General features: G+C 45.7%; 9 protein-coding genes. 3 read left to right on the top strand and 6 right to left on the bottom strand.

The genetic code is table 11. The features are described from left to right. Window positions 1-97 precede the first annotated feature (97 nt). From LAY41_RS27145 to LAY41_RS27135, 3 genes are all read right to left on the bottom strand, one after another. Complete coding sequence (locus LAY41_RS27145; RefSeq protein ID WP_249104919.1) at window positions 98-2,305, bottom strand: cation:proton antiporter; 2,208 nt, start codon at window positions 2,303-2,305, stop codon at window positions 98-100. 281 nt (window positions 2,306-2,586) lie between these two features. Next, the gene (locus LAY41_RS27140) at window positions 2,587-3,015 is read right to left on the bottom strand and encodes a hypothetical protein (RefSeq protein ID WP_249104917.1); all 429 of its coding nucleotides are present in this window, start codon (window positions 3,013-3,015) and stop codon (window positions 2,587-2,589) included. Between the two features lie 79 nt (window positions 3,016-3,094). Beyond that, complete coding sequence (locus tag LAY41_RS27135; RefSeq protein WP_249104915.1) at window positions 3,095-3,403, bottom strand: hypothetical protein; 309 nt, start codon at window positions 3,401-3,403, stop codon at window positions 3,095-3,097. A 254-nt stretch (window positions 3,404-3,657) separates the two neighbouring features. Between LAY41_RS27135 and LAY41_RS27130 the strand changes: the two genes are divergently transcribed. Beyond that, entirely contained in the window at window positions 3,658-3,798 is a 141-nt protein-coding gene (locus LAY41_RS27130) for a hypothetical protein (protein ID WP_249104913.1), read from the top strand. A 312-nt stretch (window positions 3,799-4,110) separates the two neighbouring features. Here LAY41_RS27130 and LAY41_RS27125 read toward each other — a convergent pair whose 3' ends face one another. The 3 genes from LAY41_RS27125 to LAY41_RS27115 form a co-directional block, all read right to left on the bottom strand. After that, the gene (locus LAY41_RS27125) at window positions 4,111-6,063 is read right to left on the bottom strand and encodes an FHA domain-containing protein (protein WP_249104912.1); all 1,953 of its coding nucleotides are present in this window, start codon (window positions 6,061-6,063) and stop codon (window positions 4,111-4,113) included. Next, window positions 6,060-6,623: an FHA domain-containing protein gene (locus LAY41_RS27120; protein ID WP_249104910.1), complete on the bottom strand. Its 564-nt coding sequence runs from the start codon at window positions 6,621-6,623 to the stop codon at window positions 6,060-6,062. Before LAY41_RS27120 ends, LAY41_RS27125 begins: the two co-directional genes overlap by 4 nt. Window positions 6,624-6,708: 85 nt before the next feature. Further along, a complete protein-coding gene (locus tag LAY41_RS27115; RefSeq protein ID WP_249104909.1) occupies window positions 6,709-7,932 on the bottom strand; it encodes an RNA-guided endonuclease InsQ/TnpB family protein in 1,224 nt (407 codons plus the stop codon). 430 nt (window positions 7,933-8,362) lie between these two features. Between LAY41_RS27115 and modA (LAY41_RS27110) the strand changes: the two genes are divergently transcribed. Both modA (LAY41_RS27110) and modA (LAY41_RS27105) read left to right on the top strand, forming a co-directional pair. Then, on the top strand, window positions 8,363-9,163 hold the full coding sequence (gene modA, locus LAY41_RS27110; protein WP_249104907.1) for a molybdate ABC transporter substrate-binding protein: 801 nt from the start codon (window positions 8,363-8,365) through the stop codon (window positions 9,161-9,163). A gap of 68 nt (window positions 9,164-9,231) precedes the next feature. Further along, entirely contained in the window at window positions 9,232-10,008 is a 777-nt protein-coding gene (gene modA / locus LAY41_RS27105) for a molybdate ABC transporter substrate-binding protein (RefSeq protein WP_249104905.1), read from the top strand. Window positions 10,009-10,206: the final 198 nt, after the last annotated feature.

Below are 10,206 nucleotides of genomic sequence, written 5' to 3'. Positions count from 1 at the left end.
CCGTGATTCACATCGCAACGAATCGCACAAAAGCCCCCGCTAGAGTCGGTACTCCGACGATTCGGTGGGTAGTTTACCTGGATTTTAGATTTTAGATTTACGGATTAGGAATTTGCTGTTCGCCTGCGACTTTGTTCTGTTGTTCTGTTACTTCGCTATTTTTTGTTCCCAGTACGGAGGCGAGGTGAGAGGTAACCTGACTGTAGCGCCTGGTAATCAGGAGAGACGAGTGGCACTCAACCGCCAGTACATCAGTGTACCCCCCCAAGGTTTGACGCTCAATTCCCCAGGCGCGACTGGTGCCTGCAATGGTGAGATCGACGTTTTGCGACGCTGCTACAACAGTTTGGATTGGATTGGGTGCTTCGATAAGTTGGATATCGATGCGATCGCGTACCTGATTCGGTAATTGCTCCATCACTGCGCGAAATTCGTAAGTGAAATCCATTTTGATCGAACTATCTTGTCCAACCCGCAGAATAGTGAGGTGACGGCGATCGAGATTGAAAAGTAGTCTTAAAGCGATTTCCAGCGCTAAATCATCGTGGACGTTGGCAGAATATGGCACTAACAAATTTTCCAGCCGTTCTCGTCCTCCATCCACAAATACTGCCACATCTACGGGGGAGGTGCTGAGAATTTGCCCGACTCGTCCTCCCAGTCGGTTAGTGCTAAAAGCTGGACGGTGCCATCCTACCAGAATCAAATCGGTTTGGTCGAGTCGAGCAATCTCTGCCGTCTCCCGTGAGACATTGTTGGAGATGCGGACAATTGGATGCACGAGTTGACGGGTTTCTGGGGGTTCCAGGCTTTGAATTAGTTCTTCCAAGCGATCGCGACGCTTTTGGATCAACCTCTCTGCTTCAGCTGGGGTGCTTTGAAATAAATAGTCTTCTTCCAGTTCGATCAAGCTGAGGGGATGAACGACGGCGGGTTGCAACTTAGTGTCTGCGATCGCAACTGCCAGTTGCAGCAACCCTTTCTGCGTACTGGGATTAGCAACTGGCACCAAAATTCGATAAGTTGGTTGAACCGCACCTAAACCAGTTTCTACATCTGCTTCTGACTCTACCATATCCAACCGAATCAGCTTTTTCGGATAAGTCCACTCCAACAAAGGCGAAGTCATAAACGTTGTCACCAGTGCCATAATCACCAACATGGTGAACAACAAAGGCGAGATTACTTTCAGTTCTAGACCGATGTTTAGCACAATTAGCTCGGTCAGCCCGCGAGTATTCATCAACCAACCGAGTGCAGAAGCTTCTCGGTTATCAATACCGCAAACTCGCGCCGCTACATAGGTGCCAACGTACTTACCAATAATTGCCACTCCCAAAACAGCTAAGCAAAGTAACCACAATTCGGGACTGTTGAGCAAGCCTATTTCTGTTCGCAGACCGCTATATGCAAAAAAGACTGGTAATAGAAATATGAGTACAAAGTCTTCTGTTTTTTCAGCTATTTCTCTCACCAATCCGGCATTTTTAGGCATTACCGCTCCCAGTAAAAATGCCCCAAAGATTAGGTGAATGCCGATCGTTTCGGTGATTAGGGCGGAAGCAACAACTCCCATGTAAATCCAAGCCAAAAGAAACTGGCTGAGGCGTCCGGTGCGTTCGTAATGGGTAGCAACTCTTTGCAAGAACCAACGTCCTACCGTTAGCATGAATACGATGTAAAGCAGAGACCCGATAATGGTGGGAATAGCGCCAGTCATGCTGTTGGTGCGAGTAACTGCGATCGCTAGCGCCAACAAGCACCAAGCCGTCACATCATCCACCGCCGCACAAGTCAGCGCCAAAGTCCCCAAGCGCGTCCCTTGCAAGTTGTTTTCCGTAATAATCCTCGCCAGTACCGGAAAAGCCGTAATCGACATCGCCGCGCCCAAAAACAGGGCAAAGGCGGTAAAAGAGACGCTGGCATTAGAAAGTAGGGGATAAAGCACCAAAGCTAGCAGCGTTGCCAAAGAAAAGGGCACCAAAATACTGACGTTGGAAGTCAAAATTGCTATATCCAAATTGCCTTTGAGATATTTTGGGTCTAGTTCTAGGCCGATCAGAAACATGAAAAAGATCAGCCCCACCTGGGACAGCACATTCAGGAAGGGAACGGCTTCTACTGGAAACAAAGTGGCAGCTAAACCTGGAGCAACTAAACCCAGCAAAGAAGGCCCCAGCATAATCCCAGCCACGATTTCGCCGATCACCAAGGGTTGCTTGAGCCAGCGAAATCCCAAACCTACAAGCCGGGAAAGTCCAATGACAATCAAAACTTCAATCAGGACTAGGATGACTGTGTGCATAGTTTCCTCAAAGGCCGCTATTGGGTATGTTACAACGAGCCTGCTGACACCAGATCTGAGCTGTAGTCTAAAACCCTGCCCTCAGTTTACCCCCAAGGTACGCACTCATCGGTATCCCGGCGAACTGCGATCGCCTATATACTCATAGGACTTACGCTTTTCTCCCCCCTAACCCCCCAAATCTGGGGGGAACAGGACTCTTGGGCCCCAGATTTGGGGGGCTAGGCAAGGGGGGGGCAAATTCTTGGTTTTTACGTAAGTCCTAACTCAATCTAAAATCCTTACAACCATTGTCCACCCCGAAAACGCCAACGGGGAAATAAAATCCGCATCAGTGTTTGGGACACCATATAGACACTCAGCCACACCAAACTGTAGTGCCGAACAAACCAGCCAATATCCAAGTTTTGCACTCCCGGCAAAGGCAATGATAGAACTTTGACAATTAAAATTAAAAATATAGCTTCCCAAATACCAGCAAATAGTTGAAAAAGTCCCGGCCAATCTCTATCCCAGCGGAACTTCTGGAAATAATCATAAAGAATATCCCAACCCAAACCAAAGACGGCGATATATCCCAAAACCCAAAAATAAACAGAGTTTGCACCAGGCCCAATAATGCCCAGCGCCAAGGGCAAAGTTATCAGCACGCCCACAGTGCCAAGCAGTAATAAACGGGTTTGCCAACGACCAAATAGTGTAGGAGTCATTATTGACACTCTCAGCCCTAAAGGGACTAAGTTTTACGCTTACCGGATTTCCCGATAAAATTTTAATTCCTCTGCTGCATTAATTTTGCAGCTTTAGTTGAGGCAATTCGTAGTGATGGTTACTTTGCAAATGACCTTCGTAAATTTTTCCCACTTCCAGCTTATCAAGACTTCTAACCCAAACAGAATGGGCGACAACTGGTAATCCCATTAGTTTAGACATCATGGATGCCTCTTCTGGGTCAGCAACACAGCCAATCCCGAAGTGGCTGGCTACGCGCCTGATGGTCAAATCCTCTACGAGATAGCTGTTGCCCATTTCAGCTTCTTTGCACTTGTAGCGTCTAATTGCCGGTAAGACTTTTTCTAGATTTTTTAATCCAAGCATTTGAAGTTCTCCCAATCTCTCAGTGCAAAACACCCATCCGTTGTTTGGTTCAGCTTTAACCTTGCTTTTAGCTGAGTTAAATTAATAATGCCTGAAAGTCTTCGCTTATGAGGTCAAGTATTGGTAAAGAACAAGGAGAAAACTTTAAAGTTTTCATAAAGAAGCCTTAAATTGCCAGTATCTCTACTGATATCGAGTTTATGGGCATCCTAATTTCACCTTGGCTGTGAGGTGTAGAACCAGGGCATTGGGCTATGATGCTGGAATGGCACAAAAATGACCGACGCGCAAATAAGCTGAAAGTTCCTAGCGTTTCGGCGTTCCTGCGTCACCAGCAGAACAAAGGACGAACCCAATGCGACGAAAAGATTGTCCGCTATTCAACAGCAGGCTAAAGCCCGTGTATTTACTGAGAAGTATATGAAATTAAAACAATTGCTCTGGGGAAATACTGAATTAACTCTATCTTAAGGAAGTTGACAGCGAAGGGCATCAATCTTCGTATTCCTGAGTCACAAGCTAATGGTAGCCCTGGTATTTTCAGGGATTACAGGTATACTCCGCACGGGCAGAAACTGTTCTTTTTGATTTGTAGGGGCGAAGCATTCCGGCAAATATCTTTGGGTTCAACCAACAAATTAATACGGTCATGCGGAGCCCCTACTACTGGGTTAAAAAAGCTCGCTCTATGACCGTGAACAGTATAATTAGGGAGATTTATTCGTCGCCCACTTCAACCATTGCCTTATGGAACTCAACGCATTTAATCGCTTCAATCCTGGTGCTTGTACTGCTGCTAAACTATCAACTGCACAAAGTGCTGCATATTGCAATCCTAAAAAACTATCAACTGCGGCATAAGGGCCTCCCAAAGTTATGGCTCCAGCGGCATAAATTCGACCGCGTTGATTTCGCATATCTGTTACTTCAAAATCATTGGCAACGACAAGTCTGCCATTGTCGTGCAAAGGCAGGTTGTAGTGAGTTACAATGTCGCCAAGTAGAGGACTTGCTGTTACGTGGGCATCGAGTCCGGTGGCATCGATAATAAAGTCAGCTTCTAGTCGAATTTGCCCTTTTAATCCTTTTTCTTGAATGTAAGTAACTGTACGGTTTTGGGTGTCGTCGCGTTCGACTTTTTCTACTTCGCCAAAGGTAATTTGATACCAGCCTTCATTGACCCCTTGCTGCACAATTCGTTTCCAATCGCGGCGATCGGCTGTAGTTGTACCGCCCCAATGTGCTAGCAAGCGCTTGCGCCCTTCAGGGTCAGCTTTTTCGAGCATTTCTCGCAGTTCGCCACCCCAACAAGCTTTCGGCCAGTTAAATGGTTGAAATTCGTAGTGATTTTCCACTTGGCGTTGAGAGGAACCGAATTTGTTACCTTGGGGTTTGGCCGATCGCATTAAGTGCAACAAAGATATCTGTTTGTTCTTCTGGCGTGCCTCATAAATCCGCTGTACAATTCGCGAAGCGACAATTCCTCGACCGCGAATCAATACTGTACCGCCATGCTGTTCTAAATGTTGATAAACGCGATCGTGCTGTTCGTAGGCATTCACCACTGATTCAAAATCGCCTGTTTTTTCCCGATATGCTTTTAAATCGGGCAGAAATTGAATCGCTGGGTAGCCTGTGGCAAGCTGGAGATATGGCGCGATTAAGAAAGCGCGATCGGGACTAGCTGTGCTGGAACGACGGCGAGAATAGGCTAGAACATACCGTCCGTCAGATGTTTTGCGAATTGCCCGCACGCTACCGTAGCGAAAAATTTGCTCCCAACCAATTCGTTTCGACTCGCGATCGATCGCATCGAACACATTTCCAGAACGAGGCGTGTAAGTTTGGGCAAAATCTGGTTCTGCAAATACTTGCCACAAATACCCCAAAGCATCGCTGACTTTCCCTTTGAGTAAATCGTGCCAAACTTCTCGCCAAGCATAGCTGGGCCAACCCCAAATATTATCGGGACAAGAATCGGAATTCGATCGCAACCTTTCGTGTAAGGGAATCTGAGAATTCATGCACAGACGCTTGTAACGCGCATACGGCTTTTCTTCCATTCCCAAAGCCGCTATGCGATCGATTTTTACCCCGGAAATTCTCAACATATCGACCCAAACAAAGCTACCTAATCCTGCACCAATAGCAGCATAGTCAACTTCTTCAACTGGCAAACCCGTTGCGTGAAGGTCTTGCAAAGCTACTTGAGATTGCCCAAACACCAGTGGGGGAAAATTATCGCTACTTGGCGTCGCCACCAGACGGGGGTCGGGTAAATCTGTGTCTGGGTGAAAATTGATGGTGGATATGGATGGACTGGCGAGGAAGGAAATCGTAATTTGGTAGGGGCCAATTTGCAGGGTATCGCCATTCGCCAGTAAACTCCGCGCCTGACGCTGACCGTTGACAAAAGTGCCGTTTTGACTGTTTTGGTCAATTCCTACCAAACTGCCGCTATCTTCATCGATCGAGACATGATAGCGAGAGACTTCGGCACTATTGAGCAGTATCCGGGAAACGCGCATTCCCCTGAGTTCATCTGGCATTTGGGCAAACTCGCGTCCCAGGGCAATAGGGACAGCTAAGATGGGTTCTCGCCGTTCTCCTGTGGCTGGATCTGACCAGCTAAGCCGAATTTGCAGGGGTTGCGGATTCATAACGGTTGATTCCCGCTGGGAGTCATTAAAACACTTGCTGCTGCCGTTAGGGAGGTGCCACACCAAGGACATCCTAAATCTAACCGTTCGTAAGGTGAAATGCGATCGCATTTAGAATTGGGACATCGCAAACCGTAAGTTTGATTTGCTACAGTAGCCCCAGATGGCTGACTTACTTTCCACGGTGCCAAAGGCGAAACCAAAATCGTTGGGGGAACGCTGCTACCAGCTAGAATTACCCCACTAACTTTGATTTCTGTTTCTCCCAGATGAAAGATGCTACCTTGGCTTAAAGTTGTCTCACCAACGGTAAGTTGCTTGCCATTCACCCACGGAGGATTACTTTCTCGCAGATTTCGCAGGTAAAATTGTTGTTGCTCTTGATTAAAGAATATTTCGACGTGCAGCCCAGAGACTGTCGGATGCGTCAGCACAATATCGCAGCGAAGGGCATCGCGCCCCAGCCGAACGGTTCCGGCATTTTTACTTAGCTGTCGATCGCGAATCATCTGCTTTCTCAGATGACCTGCCTCTTGCCACTCTAAGGTTAGTTCGTTCATCGCCCTGCTTTTAATAAATCCTATATTTAATAAAGTTCTTCAGTCTATGATGCTTTGATTTATGACATACTCCCGACTCTGATGCTTACGCATACAGAGCGGGCTTCTCAGTGACTCCAGCTATTGCTTCGGACGTTACCTGAGCTTTATTGACGGAATGCCCTACCGCCAAATACTTGATATTGATTGCTGCATTATGGTCACGGTCTAGCGTCAGTCCACATTCAGGACAAACATGAAGCCTGTCCGCAAGTGCTTTTGGGACTCTTGTACCGCATCCAGAGCAGTTTTGAGAAGTGCCGTTTGGATTCACAGCGATTGCAAGCAACCCGGCTCTTTCAGCCTTGATTGAGAGAATTTGCAGGAATTGACCCCATCCAGCATCATTGACAGATTTTGCCAGTCGAGACTTGGCTAGACCTTTGATATTCAGCTTTTCATGTGCAACGTGCTTCCCTGGAGACAAAAGCTTAAGAGCAGTTTTGTAGTGAAAATCTTTCCGTTGATTACTGACTTTCAAATGAGCCTTAGCGACTCGCTTAATCGCTTTTTTGCGACGATTTGAACCTTTCTTTTTACGGGAAAGTGAACGCTGTAACCGCTTCAGACGCTTTTCTGATTTGCGGTAATGCTGCGGGATCTCTACCTCTTTTCCCGAATCATCTACCAGAAATGACTTCAAACCCATATCAATCCCGATAGTGTTTCCCAGTTCCGGAACGTCAGGACTGAGAACGGGAACGGACGAATCTTGAAGCGACAGCGTGATGTAATAGCCGTCTACCTTCTTGATGATTGCCGCCGTTTTCACCTTGAAACCATCGGGTAGGGGACGGTGCAAAATCATTTTCAGCTTGCCAATTTTCGGAAGCTGGATGAACCGCCCGTTGATGTGTTCTGGTTTGACCGGATCGGGGAATGCAATCGAACGAAATCGTCCCTGTCCTTTGAAGCGTGGTTTACCGCTTCGCTTACCGTTGCAATCACCACTTAGCCATCGGTCGAACGTCTTTTCTACTCGCGCAATCACATCTTGCAGGGTATGAGAAGGAAGCTCTTTGTATTCAGGAAACAGCTTTTTCGAGTTAACTAAATCCCGCTTCTGCGAATAGAAATTAGGATTCTCTTTCAACTCTGGCAAGTGGCAGGTCAACGGACAAGCATTGATATCACAGCGATTTTGCTCATACCAGTTGAACCGCTCTGCTAAACGATAGTTGTATTGACGACGTGCAAGTTCAAGCCACTGGTCAATCGTGGTTTGCTGCAACTTCGTCAATCGTAATCGGTACTGGTGTGCGGTTCTCATATGAGCGTTATCGGTTCAAGCTACACTGATTTCGGTTTTGCGCCAGTACATTGAAAATCAGAACGCGCCTGTCTAACGGCATCTCTAGATTTGCTCGTTTCGTCGCTGTTCCCTGACCTCGCTTCGCATAGGTCGCTCTATCGCTCCTGCACTCGCACGCATTCTTCCCGACGCTCACCCTATCGGGTAGAGCGCGGGGCTGCTGCTGAAAAAGCTCAATTTCCAGTTTAACTGTCCTTTCCCTCTCTGGGGTCTATATTTGTAGAATAACTCAAGTTGCTAGTTACTTGCTTTCTGGGTACGTAGTTGCGCTTTAGCGCTCTTATCCCAGTCGTAATAAGAGCGCTAAAGCGCAACTACGTACCTAATACCAGCTTCAACTATATAACTAGCAACTTGCGTGAATAACTAATAACTTGTTCGTATCCGGATGAAAAATACCCATATCTTCAACGTGATTGGCTCAATAGTTATTCTATCTCTGCTTTTGGTGGGCTGTGCCGCAGCCACAAAACAGGCAAAACCTGTATCCTTAACTATTTTTTGTGCCTCAAGTGCGAAAAACGCTATGAAAGATATCCAGAAACTCTATAGTGAAGAAAAGTCGAACGTTACCATTACTTACACTTTTGCTCCCTCAGGTATCCTGCAAAAACAAATCGCAGGAGGAGCGACTGCCGATATTTTCATTCCTTCGGGAATTAGACAAATGGATGCTTTGCAGTCCGAGGGATTTGTGCTGATCGAAACTCGTAAAAATCTCCTGGGCAACAAAATGGTATTGATCGCTCAAAAAAATGTTAGAGATATTTCTGAGTTCAGAGACTTAACCCGCGAGCAAGTCAAGAAAGTCGCTTTGGCAGATCCGCAGACTGTATCAATCGGGAAATATTCTCTGGAAATTCTCAGTTATTTGGGTATTTTAAACCGGGTAAAACCAAAATTAGTTTTTGTTCAAGATCCTACTCTGATAGTAAGTTATGTGGAAAATAAAAAAGCCGATACAGGAATTGTTTTGGCAACAGATGCTATCCTCTCCAATAAAATCAAGATTGTCGAGATCGCACCAGAAAACTGGCACTCTCCGATTATCTATCCCGCCGCAGTACTCAAAAACAGTAAAAATATCCCCGAAGCCAAGGAATTTATCGGATTTCTTCAAAGCGAGCGAGCTAAAGCAGTGTTTTTAAAATACCGATTCACTCTGAATGGCAATGCTTACAAGCAATAATTAACGGGCTGTTTTACAGGCAATTTTGCGGGAAGTATCTGGATGATGAGGCGATGAAAAAAATATTTATGTTCACTTTTGTTGGCTGGGTAAGTATCCTGTCTCTGGTCTTGATTAGTTGTACTCAACAAGTAAAACCAGTTGTCTTAACTATCTCAGCAGGCACAAGTTTAAAAAGTTCTCTGGAAGAAATCAAAGAAATTTATACTCAAGAAAAACCGAATGTTAGCATTATTTACAATTTTAACAGCAGTGGGTCTCATCAAAAGGCGATCGAACAGGGAGCAAACGTTGATATATATATCACTGGGGGCTCGCAATTTATGGATAATTTGCAGTCCAAAGGATTTGTCATAAAGGATACCCGTAAAAATTTACTGAGAAACCAAATCATATTGATCGGGCCTAAAAACTCTACAGGTATTTCTAACTTCAACGACTTGACCGACAATCAAATCAAAAGACTTGCTATAAGTAATCCAAATAACGGATCGTCTGGCAAGTATGGCGAAGAAGTTCTCCAGTATTTCGGTATTTTAGAACAGGTAAAATCGAAATTTGTTTTTGCCAAGAGTGGAACTGAGATAGTGAGCTTTGTTGACAAGGGAAATGCGGATGCAGGAATTATGTACGCAACGGATGCGATCAAAGTAAATCAGATCAAGATTGTGGCGATCGCACCCGAAAACTCCCATTCCCCGATTACCTATAGCGCAGCAGTCCTCAAAGCTAGCAAAAACATCCCTCAAGCCAAGGAATTTGTCCAATTTCTGCAAACCGATCGGGCCGGATCTGTGTTTGTCAAATATGGCTTTGCGATCGTTACCGATAAGCCAACTCAATAGACATCTCCTTTCAAAGAATGTAGAGACGTTGCATGCAACGTCTCTACAAGGGTTCAAGGGTTAGCACCTTTAATTTCTGGAGATGTCTAATAGGTAGTTGAGGTTAAAGACTACTTGTGCTGCAATTTAGAAAAATCAAGAAACTTTTATACAAAATTTACATTTCTTTACCTTTCGATCGACTATCCTATGTATAGA

It is taken from the genome of Argonema galeatum A003/A1, from assembly GCF_023333595.1.
GTDB classification, from domain to species: domain Bacteria; phylum Cyanobacteriota; class Cyanobacteriia; order Cyanobacteriales; family Aerosakkonemataceae; genus Argonema; species Argonema galeatum.
Note: the sequence above shows the minus strand (reverse complement) of the source record. Positions and strands in the feature narration are given on the sequence as shown.